Below are 17,663 nucleotides of genomic sequence, written 5' to 3'. Positions count from 1 at the left end.
GCCGCCGGCCCGCAGTCGATGCGTGGGACACGCTGCGACGCGCCTGGGAAGCGGGCCGCGCTCGACGTTCCGGCCCCCGCCGCCGGCACTTTTCGCCGTCCTGTACCGCCCCGGCGGACCGATCCGGGCCGGCCGCGTGCCTAGACTCCGCGCGAGGGCGCCCCGACCGGGCGCACCCACGACGTGGTGGGGGAACCCGTGACCCTCGGGAACCGGCCCGCCAGGACCAGGAGAGCGGCAATGCGCGTCGGGGTTCCCCGAGAGGTCAAGAACCGGGAGTACCGGGTGGCGCTCACCCCTGCGGGGGTGACCGAACTGGTGCGCGCCGGGCACGAGGTGCTCGTGGAGCGTGGTGCGGGGGAGGGCTCGTCCATCCCGGACGACGACTTCGTCGGCGCCGGCGCGCGGATCGTCGCCGATGCGGACGACGTGTGGGCCGACGCCGACCTGCTGCTCAAGGTCAAGGAGCCGATCGAGGAGGAGTACGACCGACTCCGCCGCGGTCAGACCCTCTTCACCTACCTCCACCTCGCCGCCTCGAAGGAGTGCACCGACGCGCTGGTCGCCTCGGGTACGACGGCGATCGCCTACGAGACCGTGCAGACCGCCGACGGCGCCCTGCCGCTGCTCGCCCCCATGTCGGAGGTGGCCGGCCGGATGGCGCCGCAGGTCGGTGCGCACAGCCTCGAGCGCGCGCACGGCGGTCGTGGGGTGCTGCTGGGCGGCGTGTCCGGGGTGTACGCGGCGAAGGTCGTCGTCATCGGCGCGGGTGTCTCGGGCATGAACGCCGCGGCCATCGCGCTCGGCATGCAGGCGGAGGTCGTCGTCCTCGACCGTGACATCGACAAGCTCCGGGCCGCGGACCGGATCTACCAGGGCCACCTGCAGACCGTCGCCTCCAACGCCTACGAGGTGGAGTGCGCCGTGCTCGACGCCGACCTGGTGATCGGTGCGGTGCTCGTCGCAGGCGCGAAGGCTCCCGTGCTGATCAGCAACGAGCTGGTCGGCCGGATGAAGCCGGGCTCGGTGCTCGTCGACATCGCCGTCGACCAGGGCGGCTGCTTCGAGGACACCCGCCCCACCACGCACGACGACCCGACCTTCCGGGTCCACGACTCGGTCTTCTACTGCGTGGCGAACATGCCGGGGGCGGTGCCCAACACGTCCACGCACGCGCTGACCAACGTGACGCTGCCCTACGTCATGGCGCTGGCCAACGAGGGAACGACGGCCGCGGTCGCCGGCAACCGGGCGCTGGCCCACGGGGTGAACGTCGTCGACGGGCACGTGGTGCTGCCCGAGGTCGCCGAGGCGCACGGGATGGCCGTCGTCGATCTCCAGGAGGTCCTGCGCTGACGCTCACCGCCGGCGTCGGGGCCGGACCGGACCCGTCCCGCGTGGTCACCGGATACCTCGACCACCTCACCGTCGAGCGCGGACTGGCCGCAAACACGATCGCGTCCTACCGCCGCGACCTGCGGCGGTACACCGAGTACCTGGCGGCGGCCGGGGTGCGGGGGATGCGGGAGGTCGCCGAGTCCGACGTGGCGGGGTTCCTGACCGCGCTACGACAGGGCGACGACCACCATCCGCCGCTGTCGGCGACGTCGGCGGCGCGCGCGGTGGTCGCCGTCCGCGGGCTGCATCGGTTCGCGCTGCTCGACGGGCTGGTTCCCGACGACGTCGCGCACGAGGTGCGGCCGCCGACGCCGGCGCGGCGGCTGCCGAAGGCGGTGCCGGTCGAGTCGGTCGTGGCGCTGATCGAGGCCGCCGGCGCGGTCGAGGGGCCGAGGGGGCTGCGTGACCGTGCCCTGCTGGAGCTGCTGTACGGCACCGGCGCCCGGATCTCGGAGGCGGTCGGGCTGGCGGTCGACGACCTGGACCGCGGCCAGTCGACGGTGCGGCTGGCGGGCAAGGGCGGCAAGGAGCGGATCGTCCCGGTCGGCAGCTACGCGTTGAAGGCGGTCGAGGACTACCTGGTGCGGGCGCGGCCGGCGCTGGCGGCCAACGGCCGGGGTGGCGTGCGCGGGGGAGCGCTCTTCCTCAACGTCCGCGGCGGGGCGCTGTCACGGCAGTCGGCCTGGGCGATCCTGCGCTCCGCGGCCGAGCGGGCCGGGGGGGCCCACGGAGTGGACTCCACAGTGATCTCCCCGCACACGCTGCGGCACTCGTTCGCGACCCACCTGCTCGACGGCGGGGCCGACGTCCGTGTCGTCCAGGAGTTGCTCGGGCACGCCTCGGTGACGACCACGCAGGTCTACACGCTGGTCACCGTCGACCGGCTGCGCGAGGTGTATGCGACCAGTCACCCGCGCGCCCTCAGCTGACAGCTGTCTTCCGACGTCCTTGTCAGGTTCTGTCTCTGCTTCAGCTTGTGTTGTCACAGGTGTTGTCAGTGGTCGCCATGTCGACATGGCGCCCGGCGTGCCTCCTTGGGAAGACCCTCCCCACTCCATAGCGTCCTGTTCACACCCGAGCGGGCAGGACGGCTGACCGCACCCGGACGACCGGGATCGGGCACGAGGTGGAGGCAACAAGACCCATGGCTACCCGAGCGGACGCGGCCTCTGCCGTCGCGCGCCCGCAGGACAGCGGCCCAGAGATGGGAGCGGTGTCCCGCCAGCAGGACCCCGCCAAGGCCCGGCAGCGCCCGCTGCCCGAGCCCCGGCCCATCACCGAGCACGGGCCCGCGCAGATCATCGCGATGTGCAACCAGAAGGGCGGGGTCGGCAAGACGACCTCGACCATCAACCTGGGTGCGGCGCTGACCGAGTACGGACGGCGCGTCCTGCTGATCGACCTCGACCCGCAGGGTGCGCTGTCGGTCGGCCTGGGCATCCCCGCCCAGACGATGGACCGCACCATCTACAACGCCCTGATGGAGCGGAAGACCACGCTGCGCGACGTGCGCGTGCCCACCGACATCGCGGGCCTGGACCTGGTGCCGAGCAACATCGACCTGTCCGCCGCCGAAGTGCAGCTGGTCAGCGAGGTGGCCCGGGAGCAGACCCTGCTGCGGGTGCTGGCCGACGTCCGTGACGAGTACGACTACATCCTCATCGACTGCCAGCCCTCGCTCGGGCTGCTGACGGTCAACGCCCTCACCGCCGCGCAGGGCGTGATCATCCCGCTGGAGTGCGAGTTCTTCTCGCTGCGCGGTGTGGCCCTGCTGGTCGACACCATCGACAAGGTCAAGGAGCGGCTGAACCCGTCGCTGCAGATCTCCGGGATCCTGGCGACGATGTACGACTCGCGGACGGTGCACTGCCGCGAGGTGTTCAGCCGGGTGGTCGAGGCCTTCGACGACACCGTCTTCCAGACCGTCATCCAGCGCACCGTGCGGTTCCCGGAGACCACGGTCGCCGGCCAGCCGATCACCACGTGGGCGCCCACGTCGTCGGGCGCCGCGGCGTACCGCGACCTCGCCAAGGAGGTGCTGGCTCTGTGACCGAGCTTACGAGGGCACACATGGACACAGCGACTCGGGTCATGCAGCCGACGAGCGCCAGCGAGGAGGTGTCGGCATGACGCGTCGACCTGTGCTCCCCGGCGCCTCGGAGCTGTTCCGCCGCACCGACTCGACCACCTCGGAGGCCGAGGTGACGGAGCTGCCCAGCCTGAACGCGACGACCAGCTCCCCGGCCCTGCGCGGCGGCGCCCGCCGCTCGGAGGAGTCCGGCGAGCAGCCGCCGCTCACCCTCGTTCCCGGTGGGGCGGCTGACCAGGTGCCGGGCTTCCGGTCGGCGCCGCAGCCGGTCATGCAGCCGAACATCCCCACGCGGGGACGGCCGGCCCGCCGGACCGAGCGCGCCAGGCACGACGAGAAGATCACCGTCTACATCTCCGCCGACGAGCTCCTCGCCCTGGAGACGGCCCGCGTGGCACTGCGCGGGCAGCACGGCGTGGCCGCCGACCGTGGCCGCATCGTGCGGGAGGCGATCTCGGTGATCCTGGCCGACCTCGCCGAGCGCGGCGACGACTCGGTCCTCGTCCGGCGCCTCCGGGGCAACGGCTGACGCCTTACTCTCGGCGTCCGTGAGCGGTAGCACCGGCGCGGCATCCTCGGCCCCTGCGGCCGACGATGCCGCGCCTGCGCGTTTCACGGTCAAGCTCACCAACTTCGAGGGCCCGTTCGACCTGCTCCTGCAGCTCATCGGCAAGCACAAGCTGGACGTCACCGAGATCGCGCTGTCGAAGGTCACCGACGAGTTCATCGCGCACCTCCGGGCGCTGGGCAGCGAACTCGACCTCGACCAGGCCAGCGAGTTCCTCGTGGTCGCGTCCACCCTGCTCGACCTCAAGGCCGCGCGGCTCCTGCCGGCCGCGGACGTCGACGACGAGGACGACCTGGAGCTGCTCGAGGCCCGCGACCTGCTGTTCGCACGGCTGCTGCAGTACAAGGCCTACAAGCAGGCAGCCGCGTTCCTGCGGGAGCGCGAGACGGAGGCTGCGCTGCGCTACCCGCGGGAAGCCGGGCTGGAGCCGCGGTTCGCCGAGCTCGTGCCCGAGGTCTCGCTCGACCTGACGCCCGCCCAGTTCGCCGCACTGGCCGCGCGGGCGCTCGCCCCGAAGGCGCCGGAGGTGGTCAGCGTCTCGCACCTGCATGCGCCACCGGTCAGCGTGGCGGAGCAGCTGCTCGTCGTCCGCAACCACCTGGTGCGTTCCGGCACGTCGAGTTTCCGCGCGCTCACCGCCGACTGCGGGCACACCCTCGAGGTGGTGGCGCGCTTCCTCGCGCTGCTCGAGCTCTACCGGCAGCAGCGCGTCGTCTTCGAGCAGCTCACACCGCTGGGGGAGCTGCACGTGCGGTGGACCGGTGGCGGGGCGGACGACGCAGCCGAGGACCTGGACGAGGAGTACTCGTGACCGAGCTTGCGAGGTCGCGCACGGACGCCGCACCGCCGGTCGCGTGGCCGACGAGCGCCAGCGAGGAGAGCACGTGACCGAGCAGGAACGTCCCGAACCGGCCCCCATCTCGTGGGACGCGCTGGCCGCCGAGCTGGAGGCCACCCGAGCCGACGCCGAGGAGCGGGGGGACGACGACCCCGCGACCTGGGATGCCGTCGCCCGCGAGCTGGCCACCCGGGTGGGCGACCGGCCCGTCGAGGAGCCGGCGCCCGCACCGATCTCCGAGCCCGAGCCGCTCGCGCCGCCGCAGGACCCGACGCCGCCCGACGTGCCCGTCAGCGAACCCGCGCCGGGGGAGGAGGCCGAGGAGGAGGCGCTCGAGCTGCTCACGCCCGAGGAGCTGGCCGGCGGACTGGAGGCGCTGCTGTTCGTGATGGACGACCCGGTGGACGAGCAGACGCTGGCCGGCGCGCTGCGGTGCACGGTCGAGCAGGTGCGCGACGGCCTGACGGGGCTCGCGGCCGGCTACGACCAGCGACGGTCGGGCCTCACCTTGCGCAAGGTGGGGGAGGGCTGGCGGCTCTACACCCGCGAGGAGCACGCCGGCGTGGTCGAGCGCTACCTGGTCGACGGGCAGCGGAGCCGACTGACGCAGGCGGCGCTGGAGACCCTCGCGGTCATCGCCTACCGCCAGCCGGTGACGCGGGCGCGCGTCTCGGGTATCCGCGGTGTCGGTGTCGACGGCGTCATGCGCACCCTCCTGTCGCGCGGGCTGGTGCACGAGGTGGGCACCGATCCCGACACCGGTGGCGGTCTGTACGCCACGACGCCGCTGTTCCTGGAACGGCTCGGACTGCGCACCCTGGCCGACCTGCCGGAGCTGGCGCCGCTGCTGCCGGAGACGTCGACGATGCTCGACGAGCACCCCGACAGCTGACGCCGAGGGACCATGCGAGCGGTCAGTCCGCCGGGGAGCCGTCTCATAAGGCGTGGTCTCCGGTCAGCTGCGCGATGAAGGCGGTGATGTCTGCGGCCAGTGGCACCGGTTGTTCCTCCAACACCAGGTGGCCGGCGTCCGGGTACTCGATCCAGTGCGATCCCGGGATGGCAGCCACCAGGGCCGCCGTCTGCTCGGTGCCCAGCACATGGTCGCGCCCGCCGCTGATCACCAGCGTGGGCGCCTCGATCGCGCCTGCGTCCGTCGGGGGGACCGAGGTGACCAGGCCCTGCAACGAGGCCCTCCAGATCGCCGCGGGGAGCCGGAGTCCGTCCGCGATCATCATGTCCACGTACCAGGACGGAAGGCGCTCGAGGTCGGTGAATCCGGCCATGAAGCTCCGCACCCAGTTAGCGGCGACCGGATCGCTGAGCCCGTCGAGTTCGTCGGCGAACTCACTACGGCCGCGCAGATCGCGCGGCGTCCCGGCGAGGACCAGCGCTGCGACCCGGTCGGGTGAGCTCACCGCCACCTGCTGGGCCACGTACCCGCCGCTCGACGCGCCCACCAGGACGGCACGTCCGATATTCAGCGCGTCCAGAACGGCGACGGCGTCCGCCGCCAGGCTCGGAACGTCGTAGCCGGTCGGCGGCCTGTCCGCGTCGCCGTGTCCGCGGAGATCCGCGGCCACTACGCGGAGTCGCGCCGCGAGCAACGGGATGAGGGCGGCGAACGAGCGACGGGATCCGGCCCAGCCGTGGAGGAGCAGCACCGGTGGGGAGCCGAGTGCGTCACCCGCCTCCGAGACCGTCGTCAACAGCCCGGTCGCCAGGCGTAGAGGGCGACCCCCGGCTAGGAGATCCACGGACATGACGGTAGTTCGAAGAGCATCGACAGCGGCGATCTCGCTCACTTTCGGGTGTGCAGTTGCCGGGGATCGCCGATCTCGTCCGGAGTACCGGTCGCACAGTGGGAGACTGGACGGCGATGAACACCGCCACGCCCGACGACGAGACCACCACCGCAGCCGGCGAGGGGTGGTCCGAGGACATGGAGCTGGCCCCCGCACACCCCGGCGACCGGGAGCAGCCCCGCGACGACGACCGGCAGGGCGAGCGCCTGCAGAAGGTGCTGGCCCGGGCGGGCGTGGGGTCGCGCAGGGTCTGCGAGGACATGATCGAGGCGGGCCGCATCTCGGTGAACGGCCGGCCGGTCGACGTCCAGGGCATGCGGGTGAACCCGTCGGTCGACAAGATCTCCGTCGACGGCGTCCGCATCGAGATCCGCGACGACCGCGTCACGTACGCGATGAACAAGCCCCCGGGCGTCATCACCGCCATGAGCGACGACCGGAACCGGCCGACCGTGGGCGACATGGTCGGCGACCTGGCGAAGGGCCTGGTGCACGTCGGCCGACTCGACCAGGACACCGAGGGCCTGCTGCTGCTCACCACCGACGGCGAGCTGGCTCACCGGCTGGCCCACCCCTCCTACGAGGTGAAGAAGACCTACCTCGCCCAGGTCAGCGGATCGGTGCCGCGCGACCTGCACCGTCGTCTGCGTGCCGGCGTCGAGCTGGACGACGGTCCGGTCGCCGTGGACTCGTTCCGGGTCGTGGACACCCACGCCGGCCAGTCGGTCGTCGAGGTCGTGCTGCACGAGGGCCGCAAGCACATCGTGCGCCGGCTGCTGGCCCACGTCGGCCTGCCGGTGTCGCGCCTGACGCGCACCGCCGTCGGTCCGATCGAGCTGCGGGCGATGCGGTCGGGCACCATCCGCAAGCTCAGCCGCGAGGAGCTGGGCGCGTTGCAGGAGGCGGTCGGGCTCTGACGTTCCTGCCCGAACGTCCCGGTGTGCGCAGATGCGCAGTTCTGGGCGCTCGTTCCGCGCATCCGCGCACACCGTCGGTGCGTTCCGGGCGGCAAAACTAGACTTCACAGGGCTCCGGCGATCCGGGCCCCGCCAGATCGAAAGAGGAGTGTGCATGGCCGTCCGAGCCATCCGGGGCGCGACGCAGGTCGACGCCGACGACCGGGAGCAGGTGCTCGAGGCGACCCGCGAGCTGGTCAGCGCCGTGCTGGAGCGCAACGCCCTGTCCCACGACGACATCATCAGCATCCTGTTCACCGCGACGCCCGACCTCGTGTCGGAGTTCCCTGCGCTGGCCGCGCGCGAGCTGGGGATGGGTGACGTCCCGCTGATGTGCGCCGCGGAGATCGACGTCCCGCACGCCCTGCCGCGGGTGCTGCGGCTGATGGCTCACGTCGAGACCGACCGCCCGCGCAGCGAGGTCCAGCACGTGTACCTCCGCGGTGCCGTCGCCCTGCGGCGGGACATCGCGCAGTGAGCGCCGAGTTCCGGGGCCAGATCACCCTCGACGGCCCCTCGGGCACCGGCAAGTCCAGCGTCGCCCGCGACGTCGCGCGCAAGCTCGGCGCCGCCTATCTCGACACGGGAGCCATGTACCGCGCCGCCACCGTCGCCGTGCTCGACGCCGGCGTCAGCCTCGACGACAAGGTCGCGGTCGCCCGGGCCGTCTCGCAGGCGGTCATCGAGGTCGGCACCAGCGCCCACCGCGAGAAGGTCGTGGTGGACGGCGTCGACGTCCGCGAGCGCATCCGCGGCGCCGAGGTGACGCGGGCGGTGTCGCCGGTGTCCGCCGTCCCCGCCGTCCGCCGGCTGCTGGTCGGCCGCCAGCGGGACCTGGTCGCCGCGGCTGACGCCGTCGTGGTCGAGGGTCGCGACATCGGCACCGTCGTCCTGCCCGACGCGACGCTGAAGATCTACCTGACCGCCTCGCCGGAGGTCCGCGCCCAGCGCCGTGCCGCCCAGCTCGGCGTGACCGCGCCGGAGAAGATCGCCGCCCTCGCGCAGGATCTGCACCGCCGCGACGAGCACGACAGCCGCCGGGCCGACAGCCCGCTGCGCCCGGCGGACGACGCGATCGTCGTCGACAGCACCGACCTGGACAAGGCGGGCGTGGTCACCCGCATCCTCGAACTGGCCGGCTCGGCCGTCGGGGCGGGGGAGCCGGCATGACCGAGACCACCGCGCAGACCTCCGCTCCCTTGCCGGTCGTCGCGATCGTCGGCCGGCCCAACGTCGGCAAGTCGACCCTGGTCAACCGCATCCTGGGCCGCCGCGCCGCCGTCGTGCAGGACGTCCCGGGTGTCACCCGCGACCGCATCTCCTACGAGGCGCTCTGGAACGGCAAGCGCTTCACGCTGGTCGACACCGGCGGCTGGGACCCGAAGGCGACGGGCATGGGTGCGTCGATCACCCGCCAGGCCGAGTACGCGATGCAGACCGCGGACGTGATCGTGCTCGTGGTCGACAGCTCCGTCGGCGCCACCGACACCGACCTCGCGGCCGCGCGCATCCTGCGGCGCAGCGAGCGGCCGGTCATCCTCGTGGCCAACAAGGTCGACGACGAGCGCAGCGAGGCCGGCGCCGCTGAGCTCTGGTCGCTCGGGCTGGGGGAGCCCCAGCCGGTCAGCGCCCTGCACGGCCGCTCCAGCGGTGACCTGCTGGACATGATCCTCGACGCGCTGCCCGACGCCCCGCGCGAGCAGCTCGAGGAGGGCGGCCCCCGCCGGGTGGCGTTGGTCGGCCGGCCCAACGTGGGCAAGTCCAGCCTGCTCAACCGGCTGGCGAAGGACGAGCGGTCGGTCGTCGACTCGGTCGCCGGCACCACGGTGGACCCCGTGGACTCGATCGTGACGCTGGGCGGTGAGGAGTGGCGGTTCGTCGACACCGCGGGCCTGCGCCGCAAGGTCAGCACCGCCAGCGGCACCGAGTACTACGCCTCGCTCCGGACCGAGGCGGCGATCCAGGCCGCCGAGGTGGCTGTCGTGCTGCTCGCCGCCGACGAGGTGATCAGCGAGCAGGACCAGCGGGTGATCAGCCAGGTCGTCGAGGCCGGCCGGGCCCTGGTCGTCGCGATCAACAAGTGGGACACCCTCGACGAGGACCGGCACTACCAGCTGGAGAAGGAGATCGAGCGTGAGCTCGCCCGCGTGAAGTGGGCGACGCGGATCAACATCTCCGCGCAGAGTGGTCGCGGCCTCAACAAGCTGGCCGACCACCTGCGGGCGGCGCTCGCCTCCTGGGAGTCCCGGGTGCCGACGGCGGAGCTGAACACATTCGTGCGGGCGCTGGTGCAGGAGACGCCGCCGCCGGCCCGTGGCGGACGCGCTCCGAAGATCAAGTACGTGACGCAGGCCGACGTCCGTCCGCCGCGCTTCGTGGTGTTCTCCACCGGCTTCCTGGAGGCCGGCTACCGGCGGTTCCTGGAGCGCAAGCTGCGCGAGCGGTGGGGCTTCGAGGGAACGCCGATCGAGGTCTCGGTGAAGGTCCGTGAGGGCCGGGGGAGCGACAAACCGAGGGGCTGACGGTCAGCCCCCGAGCATCCGGCCGACTGTCTGGATCCACGCCGCCCGCACCTGAGGCGGCCGGCGGCCCAGGTGCGGCGTGGGGTCGGACAGGTCGCCCGGCCGGGCGCCGACCATGCAGTCGAAGCTGACCCGGAACAGCAGGTGGCGCACCTCGTCGATCCGGAGCCCCGCGTCGAGAAGCGGCTGGATGATCCACAACTCCTCGGATCCTTGCGTCGTCACATCCGGCATTCGCGGCAGCGGGGACGTACGGATGGTGCGCAGGGGCGGCCGACCACCGGTCCGGGGCCCGCGCGGGGTGCGGTAACCTGCTCAGGCGGTCGTCGCGCGGCTCGGGGTTCCCGGTGACGCTCGGCACGCGGGCTGTAGCGCAGCTTGGTAGCGCACTTGACTGGGGGTCAAGGGGTCGCAGGTTCAAATCCTGTCAGCCCGACAGTGGGAAATCGCAGGTCAGGGGCCGTGTCCGGAGATCCGGAACGGCCCCTGAGCGCTTCCGTGCCCGCGCTCAGCCGGCGAACTCGCGCACGGGCAGCCCACGGACACCGACGTCGGCCCGGAACAGCGCCCCGGCGAGGGGGTCCTCACCCGGCTGGACACCTTCCCGGGACGTCGTGATGAACAGCTGGTCGAGGTGCTCGCCGCCGAAGGTGCAGGCGGTCACCTTGCGCGCGGGCAGCTCCACGACCTCGTCGTGTCGGCCTTGGGGATCGAAGTGCCAGACGGCCCCGCGGTTGGCCAGCGCCACCCAGACGCCGCCGTGCTCGTCGACGGTCAGGCCGTCCGGCCGGCCGCCGTCCGGGATCTCGGCGAACCGGCGGCGGCCGGTCAGGCCGGAGTCCGTGGCGTAGTCGAAGACGTCGACCCCGTACGTGGCGGTGTCGTTGTAGTAGGCGCGGGAGCCGTCGGGACTCCACTCCAGCCCGTTGGAGACCGTGACGCCCTCCAGCACGGCCGAGATCGCGCCGTCCGGGTCCAGCCGGTAGAGAGCGGCGCCGCCGGGCCTCTGGTCGTAGGCCATCGAGCCGCAGTAGAAGCGCCCGTCCGGATCGCAGCCGCCCTCGTTCATCCGGACGCTCTCGTCCAGCCATACCGGGTCGAGCCGTCTCAGGGTCCCGGCGTCCTCCTCCAGGGCGAAGCCGCGCTCGATCCCGAGCACCGCTCCGCCTTGACGGCGGGGGCGCAGGGCGGCGACCACGGCCGCGACGTGGCGCCGGTGCACCGCGCCGTCCTCGTCCAGGGCGAGAACGTCGCCCGCGAGCATGTCCACCCACCGCAGCCCTCCCCACCGGGTCGACCAGACCGGACCCTCCCCGTGGTAGGCGACTGGCTCGGTCAGTTGTTCGGCGCGCATCCGGCGCCTCCTCACGGTCGGGCTGCTGGCGCTCCAGTTCCCCTGTCCCGCGAGCCGCGAAACGGCGACCCGTTCCGACAGCACCCGGCATGGCTCGTGCACTGCCGGGTAAGAGCGCGGTGCCAGCACAGGAGGGCCCGCATGCTCCCGCCGCGTGACACCAGCACCCGTCAGCGCACGCCGCAGCCCGGCCGGTGGTGGTTCCGACTCGACACGGCCGGCGAGGGCCGCGAGCCCGAGGCCGGCTGGGCGCTGCGACCCCGTGGGCGCGGGAAGCTCGACCGAGAGCAGTCCGCGTGATCGGGCGACTCGTACTCCTCGGCGCCACCGGTGACCTCGCCGGCCGGTTCCTCCTGCCCGCTCTCGCCGCGCTGAGAGCCGCCGGTCGGCTGCCCGAGGGGTTCACCATCAGCGGTGGCGCCGCGGACGAGTGGAACGACGAGCGATTCCAGCGGTTCGCCGAGGAGCGCCTGGCCGATCACGCCGCGGACCTCCCGGGTCCCGACCGGAGGGCGGTGGTGCGCTCTCTCCGCTACCGGCCGGTCGACGTGACCGACCGGGACAGTCTCGCGGCAGTGATCCAGCCCGGGCCGGGCGGCAACGAGGCCGGCACGCCGGTCGCCGTGTACCTCGCGCTGCCACCGTCCCTCGTCCCGGCCACGGTGCGCACCCTCGCCGAGGTGGGGCTGCCGCCGGGTAGCCGGGTGGCTCTGGAGAAGCCCTTCGGCGAGGACCTGGCCGGAGCGCAGGCCCTCAACGCCCTGCTGGCCCGTGTCAGCGGGGAGGCGGGTGAGCGGGCCGTGTTCAGGGTCGACGACGTGCTGGGAATGGCGACGGCGCAGAACCTCCTGGGGCTGCGCGCGGCGAACCCCTGGCTGAGCGCGTGCTGGACGGGTGAATACATCGAGCAGATCGACGTCCTGTGGGAGGAGACGCTGGCCCTGGAGGGCCGGGCCGGGTACTACGACGGGGCCGGCGCGCTCAAGGACGTGCTGCAGAACCACATGCTGCAGGCGCTGGCCCTGGTCGCGATGGAACGTCCGCCGGCGCTGGGAGAGCGGGACGTCCGCGACGCCAAGGTGGCCGCACTCCGTGCCGTGCGCGGGCCGACCGCGGCCGATGCCGGGGTGCGTTCCCGCCGGGCGCGCTACAGCGCCGGGCGACTGGCCGACACCGGCGGCGCGGACGGCGCCCGGGTACCCGACTACGCGGACGAGGAGGGCGTCGATCCCACCCGCGACACCGAGACCTACGCCGACCTGCTCCTCGAGATCGACACTCCCCGCTGGGCCGGGACCCGCTTCCGGCTGCGCACCGGCAAGGCACTGGCCGAGCGTCGGAAGGGAGTGCTGGTCCGGTTCAGGGCCGGCGAGCCCCCGCCGCAGCCGGGCGCCGGCGACGACCCGCAGGCCAGCGACCTCTGGGTCGGACTGGACGGGCCGGACGACATCCGCCTGCGGCTGACCGGTTACTCGCCAGACGCACCGGGTGGCGGCTGGGTGCCGGTCACCCTGTACGGGGAACCCCCGCCCTCACAGCTGCCGGCCTACGCCCGCGTGCTGCTCGACCTCCTGAACGGTGGCTCCTCGATGTCGGTCCGCGGCGACGAGGCGGAGGAGGCGTGGCGGGTGGTCACCCCCGTGCTGTCCGCCTGGGCCGACGGCACACCGCCGCTGCTGGAGTACCCCGCCGGTTCCACCGGCCTGCCCCCGCCCGAGGGCGCCGGACGTTCCTGATCCGGACCGACAGGGTCACGCTCGCGCCGACGGGACGGCATCGTCGGCGAGCGCCCGCTCGCGGCTGCGGTCGGTGAGCTCGCGGACGATCGCGCGGTACCGCCGCTCGGTGACCGGGTAGGCGAGCATGATCAGGGCGCCGAGACCGACGAACACCGCAGGGCCGACCCCGGTGACGATCCGGATCGCGTCCCGCGCGCCCTGGGTCTGGACGTCGGCCCCGGCGACGTACCCGCCGACGCCGATGCCCCATGCCGCGATGCCGCCGCCGATGCCCTGGCCGACCTTGCGGCTGAAGGACAGCGCCGAGTAGTTGATGCCCTCGCTGCGCACTCCCGACTTCCACTCGCCGTAGTCGACGGTGTCGGCCTGCAGTGCCCACATCAGCGACTGGCAGGCGGCGATACCGACGCCGTACACGGTGAAGGAGATGATCGGCAGGACGAGCTGCGAGGGAGGGACGAGGGCTATGCCCAGCCCGCCTGCCGCGGTCACCAGGCCGGCGATGACGTACCCCTTCTTCTTGCCGACGCTCGCGACGATCTTCGGGACGAACGGGCTGACGACGAACATCGAACCGGTGGTGAGCACGGTGAGCAGGATCGTCAGGTCGGCGTTGCCGAGCACGTCGCGGGCGTAGTAGACCTGCAGCGTCTGCATGACGAACAAACCGATCAGCACCGCGAGTGCGCTCAGGCAGAGCGTCATCAGCGGCCGGTTACCGCCGAGGGCGGACAGGCTCTTACCCAGGCTCAGCGGCTCGGTCGGCTGCCGTGCGACCTCGCGCGAGTTGCGGAAGAGGAACAGGTACAGGACGACGCCGAGGACGGCGAACGCGATCGTGGTGACCGTCAGGGAGCGCTGCAGGTTCGCCGACCGGGTGATCTGGGGCGACACCACCACGGTCAGGCCGATGATGGCCACGGCCGAGCCGACGGAGCGGGCGCCGGAGAGCTTGGCCCGCTCGTCGGAGCGCTGGGTCATCGCCGCGGCGAGGGAGCCGAAGGGGATGTTGGTCAGGCTGTACACCAGCGAGAAGAGCATGTAGGTGGCGTACGCGTAGACCAGTGCCGCGGTCCCGCCGAGGCCGCCCGGCACGCTGAAGACCGCGACCGCGAGCAGCAGCAGTGGCACGCCGGCGAGGAGGAAGTACGGGCGGAAGCGGCCCCACCGCGTGGTCGTCCGGTCGACGAGGTACCCCGCGACGACGTCGGTGACCGCGCCCCACACCCGTGCGACGAGCAGGATCGTGCCGGCCGCACCGGCGGCGATGCCTGCGACGTCGGTGTAGTAGACGAGCAGGAACATCGACACCAGGGTGAAGGTGAGGTTGTTGGCCGCGTCGCCGCCGGCGTAGGCCAGGTAGTTCTTCGCGGTGAGCGGCAGCGGACCCGTCGTCATGCCGGGGTTCCCTGCTGCGCGTCGGTGCCGGGGCGGGGCGCCCGGGCCGCGCCCTCGCAGTGCGCGCGGGCCGCCTCGACGACCAGGCCGACGCAGGTCTCCCAGTCGAGGACGGTGCTGTCCACCCGCAGGTGGTACAGGTCAGGGTCGTCGAGGTCGACGCCGTAGGTCTCGCGGACGTAGCCGATGCGCAGCCGGTCGTTCTCCCTGCGGCGGCGCTCGGCGGTGCGCGCGTCGATCCCGAACATCCGCATGGCTTGTTCGACCCGCGCCTCCCGCGGGCCGTCGAGGCGCACGTGCAGCGCCCCGGGAACGCCCTGCAGCACCACCATGGCGCCCCGGCCGACGCACACCCCGCCGCGCACGGTCGCCTCGGCGAGATAGTCCGCGGTGGCCGCCCGAAGACGCCGGGCACCGTGGTCGGGGCCGGCGCTCGGATCGGCGGTCGTCGGCTCGCCCAGGGTGTCGAGGAAGCGGCGGAGCCGGCTGCGGGGCGACTTCTCGACGTCTGGGTCGTAGGACTCGATGGACTCCTCGGGGACACCCAGCCGCTCTGCCACCCCTGTCACGATCGCGTGGTCGAGGAAGGGGACACCGAGCCGTTCGGCGATCCGCGGGCCGATGCGCGAGATCGCTGTGCCGTAGAGGGCCACCACGGTGACCAGGGGTGGGGTCGCGGTCTGCTCGGCAGGCATGCGGGCCTCCTCCACGAGCTCGGCGTCGGCAGGCCAGCGGGACAGAGACCTGTCGGGTCGAGCGTCGACGGGCGAGTGCGAAGCCGCAAACCCAGCGCTCGCCCCATGGCTGCAGCTCGATTGCGCGCCGCCGATCGGGCCCGCATCCTGGGCGGGTGCCCAGCGCTGACACAGCGGACCGGTCCTGGCTGGATCCTTCGGTCTTCCCCGAGGAGCGGGCGCGAGCGCTCGTCGCCGCCATGACGTTGCAGCAGAAGATCGCCCAGCTGCACGGCGCCATGCAGACCATCGACATCTACCAGCTCCAGGCGGACACCGCCGAGGGGATGGAGCAACTCGCTGCGCAGATCCGGGTCGAGCGCCACGTCGCAGCCATCGAGGAGCTGGGCATCCCGCGGTTCCGCATCACCAACGGGCCGGTGGGCGTGGGAATGGGGGACGGGACCCCGAGCCCGCCGGCCACCGCGCTGCCGATGACGATCGGTCTGGCCGCCGGGTTCGATCCCGAGCTGGCACGTGAGTACGGCGGGGTCATCGGCAGCGAGACGGCGACCCTCGGCCAGCACGTCCTGGAGGGCCCCGGCGTCTGCCTGCACCGCACGCCGATCTCCGGGCGCAACTTCGAGTACTTCTCCGAGGACCCCTACCTCAGCGGCGTAATGGGCGTCGAGGTCGCCCGGGCCATCCAGGAGCACGGCGTCATCGCCATGGCCAAGCACTACGTGTGCAACGACCAGGAGTACGAGCGTTTCCGGGCGAACGTCGAGGTGGACGAGCGGACGCTGCGCGAGCTGTACCTGCTGCCGTTCGAGATGCTGGTCAAGGACGCCGACATCGCCGCGATCATGAGCGCCTACAACCGGGTGCGCGGCACGTACGCCACCGAGAACCGCTACCTGCTGCACACCGTCCTGCGCGAGGAATGGGGCTTCGGAGGCTACGTGCAGTCGGACTTCTGGTCGTGTCGGTCCGCCGCCCCGGCCATCAACGCCGGCATGGACCACGAGATGCCCGACGCCAAGTGGCTCAACGAGGACAACGTCACCTCCGCGCTGGCCGACACGAGCCTGGAGATCGAGACGGTCGACCGGGCGCTGGTCCGCCGCTACACGCAGATGTTCCGGTTCGGCCAGTTCGAGCGGCCCTACGCGCCGGGGGAGATCGACGCCGCAGCGCACGGCGCCGTCTCACGGCGGATCGGGGAGCAGATCGCGGTCCTGCTCAAGAACGAGGGCGCGATCCTGCCCCTGGATCCCGGCCTGGCGAGCATCGCCGTCATCGGTCAGGCGACCTACGTGGACCGGGCCACGCTCGGCGGCGGGGGCAGCTCCAAGGTCGACCCGCTCTACACCGTGTCGCCCATGGACGGCCTGCGCGACGTCCTGCAGGCGCTCGGGTCATCGATGAGCCTGCGCAAGGTCACCGTGGCCGACGACCTGTCCGACCTGGCCGAGGCGAAGACTGCGGCCGAGGCGGCCGATGCCGTCGTGATCATGGCCGGCCTCGTGGCCACCGAGGGCGCCGACCAGTCCGACGCCAACATGCTGAACGACCAGAACCGGATGATCGCCGAGGTGGGCCCGTTCAACGCCAGGACGGTCGTCGTCCTCAAGGACGGCAACCCGGTGCTCATGCCGTGGATCGACGCCGTCCCCGCCGTCCTGGAGGCGTGGAACCAGGGCGCCGAGGACGGCCATGTCGTGGCGGACCTGCTGTTCGGCGTCGTCAACCCGTCCGGGAAACTGCCCACGACCTACCCGCGGTCGGAGGAGGACACCCCGTTCGCCGGGCACCCGGACCGATACCCGGGCACCGACGAGGGAGCGGGCTACCCGGTGCTCCGCTACAGCGAGGGCCTGCTGATGGGCTACCGCTGGTACCAGAGCCAGGGCATCGCGCCCCTGTTCCCGTTCGGCCACGGGTTGTCGTACACGAGCTTCGCGCTGTCCGACCTGACGGTCAGCCCGTCTCGGACCGACGGGACGGCGCCGTTGAGCGTCCAGCTGACGGTCGCGAACACCGGGGAGAGGCCCGGCGCGGAGGTGGCCCAGGTCTACCTGGGTTTCCCCCAGGCGGCGGGCCAGCCGCCCCGGCGCCTGGTGGGTTTCCGGAAGGTCCACCTCGAACCGGGCGCCTCGGCGCGGATCGAGGTGACCGTCGACCCCTCCGCCACCCACCACCCGCTGTCGGTCTGGGACGACGGTGCCCACGACTTCGTCGTCCTGCCGGGGGAGTACACGGTCGTCGTGGGCACCTCGAGCGAGAACACGCCGCTGTCGGCCGGCGTGACGATCGGCTGAG

General features: G+C 72.4%; 18 protein-coding genes and 1 tRNA gene. 14 read left to right on the top strand and 5 right to left on the bottom strand.

The features are described from left to right. The first annotated feature begins 240 nt into the window (after window positions 1-240). The 6 genes from ald to scpB all read left to right on the top strand — a co-directional run bounded on the left by ald (window position 241) and on the right by scpB (window position 5,785). Window positions 241-1,356: an alanine dehydrogenase gene (ald, locus tag AC2H4J_RS08030; protein ID WP_487464330.1), complete on the top strand. Its 1,116-nt coding sequence runs from the start codon at window positions 241-243 to the stop codon at window positions 1,354-1,356. Window positions 1,357-1,397: 41 nt separating this feature from the next. Continuing rightward, the gene (locus AC2H4J_RS08025; RefSeq protein WP_487464329.1) at window positions 1,398-2,327 is read left to right on the top strand and encodes a site-specific tyrosine recombinase XerD; all 930 of its coding nucleotides are present in this window, start codon (window positions 1,398-1,400) and stop codon (window positions 2,325-2,327) included. A gap of 215 nt (window positions 2,328-2,542) precedes the next feature. Continuing rightward, window positions 2,543-3,448, top strand: coding sequence for a ParA family protein (locus tag AC2H4J_RS08020; protein ID WP_487464328.1), 906 nt, complete (start codon window positions 2,543-2,545; stop codon window positions 3,446-3,448). A 76-nt stretch (window positions 3,449-3,524) separates the two neighbouring features. Next, the gene (locus AC2H4J_RS08015; RefSeq protein ID WP_487464327.1) at window positions 3,525-4,016 is read left to right on the top strand and encodes a hypothetical protein; all 492 of its coding nucleotides are present in this window, start codon (window positions 3,525-3,527) and stop codon (window positions 4,014-4,016) included. A gap of 19 nt (window positions 4,017-4,035) precedes the next feature. Then, window positions 4,036-4,866 (top strand): segregation and condensation protein A, encoded by an 831-nt coding sequence (locus AC2H4J_RS08010; RefSeq protein WP_487464326.1) that lies wholly within the window; start codon window positions 4,036-4,038, stop codon window positions 4,864-4,866. A gap of 73 nt (window positions 4,867-4,939) precedes the next feature. Beyond that, a complete protein-coding gene (scpB, locus tag AC2H4J_RS08005; protein ID WP_487464325.1) occupies window positions 4,940-5,785 on the top strand; it encodes an SMC-Scp complex subunit ScpB in 846 nt (281 codons plus the stop codon). A gap of 43 nt (window positions 5,786-5,828) precedes the next feature. Here the strand turns inward: scpB and AC2H4J_RS08000 are convergent, their stop codons facing one another. Continuing rightward, complete coding sequence (locus AC2H4J_RS08000) at window positions 5,829-6,650, bottom strand: alpha/beta fold hydrolase (protein WP_487464324.1); 822 nt, start codon at window positions 6,648-6,650, stop codon at window positions 5,829-5,831. Window positions 6,651-6,772: 122 nt separating this feature from the next. Between AC2H4J_RS08000 and AC2H4J_RS07995 the strand changes: the two genes are divergently transcribed. The 4 genes from AC2H4J_RS07995 (at window position 6,773) to der (ending at window position 10,176) form a co-directional block, all read left to right on the top strand. Then, window positions 6,773-7,615, top strand: a complete 843-nt coding sequence (locus AC2H4J_RS07995) for a pseudouridine synthase (RefSeq protein ID WP_487464323.1) — start codon at window positions 6,773-6,775, stop codon at window positions 7,613-7,615. 154 nt (window positions 7,616-7,769) lie between these two features. Beyond that, window positions 7,770-8,132, top strand: coding sequence for a chorismate mutase (gene aroH / locus AC2H4J_RS07990; RefSeq protein WP_487464322.1), 363 nt, complete (start codon window positions 7,770-7,772; stop codon window positions 8,130-8,132). Beyond that, window positions 8,129-8,824 carry a (d)CMP kinase gene (gene cmk, locus AC2H4J_RS07985; RefSeq protein ID WP_487464321.1) on the top strand — a complete coding sequence of 232 codons (696 nt, stop codon included), beginning with the start codon at window positions 8,129-8,131 and terminating at the stop codon, window positions 8,822-8,824. The genes aroH and cmk overlap by 4 nt, the downstream gene beginning before the upstream one ends. Next, the gene (gene der / locus AC2H4J_RS07980) at window positions 8,821-10,176 is read left to right on the top strand and encodes a ribosome biogenesis GTPase Der (protein ID WP_487464320.1); all 1,356 of its coding nucleotides are present in this window, start codon (window positions 8,821-8,823) and stop codon (window positions 10,174-10,176) included. Before cmk ends, der begins: the two co-directional genes overlap by 4 nt. Window positions 10,177-10,179: 3 nt before the next feature. Here the strand turns inward: der and AC2H4J_RS07975 are convergent, their stop codons facing one another. Continuing rightward, window positions 10,180-10,401, bottom strand: coding sequence for a hypothetical protein (locus tag AC2H4J_RS07975; RefSeq protein ID WP_487464319.1), 222 nt, complete (start codon window positions 10,399-10,401; stop codon window positions 10,180-10,182). 137 nt (window positions 10,402-10,538) lie between these two features. Here AC2H4J_RS07975 and AC2H4J_RS07970 point away from each other — a divergent pair. Continuing rightward, window positions 10,539-10,612, top strand: a tRNA-Pro gene (locus AC2H4J_RS07970). Between the two features lie 72 nt (window positions 10,613-10,684). Here the strand turns inward: AC2H4J_RS07970 and AC2H4J_RS07965 are convergent. Then, on the bottom strand, window positions 10,685-11,530 hold the full coding sequence (locus AC2H4J_RS07965; protein ID WP_487464318.1) for an SMP-30/gluconolactonase/LRE family protein: 846 nt from the start codon (window positions 11,528-11,530) through the stop codon (window positions 10,685-10,687). Window positions 11,531-11,671: 141 nt separating this feature from the next. Between AC2H4J_RS07965 and AC2H4J_RS07960 the strand changes: the two genes are divergently transcribed. Together AC2H4J_RS07960 and AC2H4J_RS07955 are read left to right on the top strand one after the other, a co-directional pair. Next, on the top strand, window positions 11,672-11,830 hold the full coding sequence (locus AC2H4J_RS07960; protein ID WP_487464317.1) for a hypothetical protein: 159 nt from the start codon (window positions 11,672-11,674) through the stop codon (window positions 11,828-11,830). Continuing rightward, window positions 11,827-13,266: a glucose-6-phosphate dehydrogenase gene (locus AC2H4J_RS07955; protein WP_487464316.1), complete on the top strand. Its 1,440-nt coding sequence runs from the start codon at window positions 11,827-11,829 to the stop codon at window positions 13,264-13,266. Before AC2H4J_RS07960 ends, AC2H4J_RS07955 begins: the two co-directional genes overlap by 4 nt. 15 nt (window positions 13,267-13,281) lie before the next feature. Here the strand turns inward: AC2H4J_RS07955 and AC2H4J_RS07950 are convergent, their stop codons facing one another. Together AC2H4J_RS07950 and AC2H4J_RS07945 are read right to left on the bottom strand one after the other, a co-directional pair. Beyond that, window positions 13,282-14,667 carry a glycoside-pentoside-hexuronide (GPH):cation symporter gene (locus AC2H4J_RS07950; protein ID WP_487464315.1) on the bottom strand — a complete coding sequence of 462 codons (1,386 nt, stop codon included), beginning with the start codon at window positions 14,665-14,667 and terminating at the stop codon, window positions 13,282-13,284. Continuing rightward, the gene (locus tag AC2H4J_RS07945; RefSeq protein WP_487464314.1) at window positions 14,664-15,362 is read right to left on the bottom strand and encodes a cytidylate kinase-like family protein; all 699 of its coding nucleotides are present in this window, start codon (window positions 15,360-15,362) and stop codon (window positions 14,664-14,666) included. Before AC2H4J_RS07945 ends, AC2H4J_RS07950 begins: the two co-directional genes overlap by 4 nt. 155 nt (window positions 15,363-15,517) lie before the next feature. On the opposite strand from AC2H4J_RS07945, the gene AC2H4J_RS07940 reads away from it, so the two are divergent. Then, entirely contained in the window at window positions 15,518-17,662 is a 2,145-nt protein-coding gene (locus tag AC2H4J_RS07940) for a beta-glucosidase (RefSeq protein ID WP_487464313.1), read from the top strand. Window position 17,663 lies beyond the last annotated feature (1 nt).

This window comes from Blastococcus sp. OS1-29 (assembly GCF_057628075.1).
This window is presented reverse-complemented; position numbering and strand designations above follow the sequence as displayed.

Coding starts and splice junctions, on each gene's coding strand:
- AC2H4J_RS07995 (WP_487464323.1), top strand. CDS start 6,773: ATGAACACCGCCACGCCCGACGACGAGACCACCACCGCAGCCGGCGAG.
- AC2H4J_RS07945 (WP_487464314.1), bottom strand. CDS start 15,362: ATGCCTGCCGAGCAGACCGCGACCCCACCCCTGGTCACCGTGGTGGCC.
- aroH (WP_487464322.1), top strand. CDS start 7,770: ATGGCCGTCCGAGCCATCCGGGGCGCGACGCAGGTCGACGCCGACGAC.
- ald (WP_487464330.1), top strand. CDS start 241: ATGCGCGTCGGGGTTCCCCGAGAGGTCAAGAACCGGGAGTACCGGGTG.
- AC2H4J_RS08020 (WP_487464328.1), top strand. CDS start 2,543: ATGGCTACCCGAGCGGACGCGGCCTCTGCCGTCGCGCGCCCGCAGGAC.
- der (WP_487464320.1), top strand. CDS start 8,821: ATGACCGAGACCACCGCGCAGACCTCCGCTCCCTTGCCGGTCGTCGCG.
- AC2H4J_RS07960 (WP_487464317.1), top strand. CDS start 11,672: ATGCTCCCGCCGCGTGACACCAGCACCCGTCAGCGCACGCCGCAGCCC.
- AC2H4J_RS08015 (WP_487464327.1), top strand. CDS start 3,525: ATGACGCGTCGACCTGTGCTCCCCGGCGCCTCGGAGCTGTTCCGCCGC.
- AC2H4J_RS07965 (WP_487464318.1), bottom strand. CDS start 11,530: ATGCGCGCCGAACAACTGACCGAGCCAGTCGCCTACCACGGGGAGGGT.
- AC2H4J_RS07950 (WP_487464315.1), bottom strand. CDS start 14,667: ATGACGACGGGTCCGCTGCCGCTCACCGCGAAGAACTACCTGGCCTAC.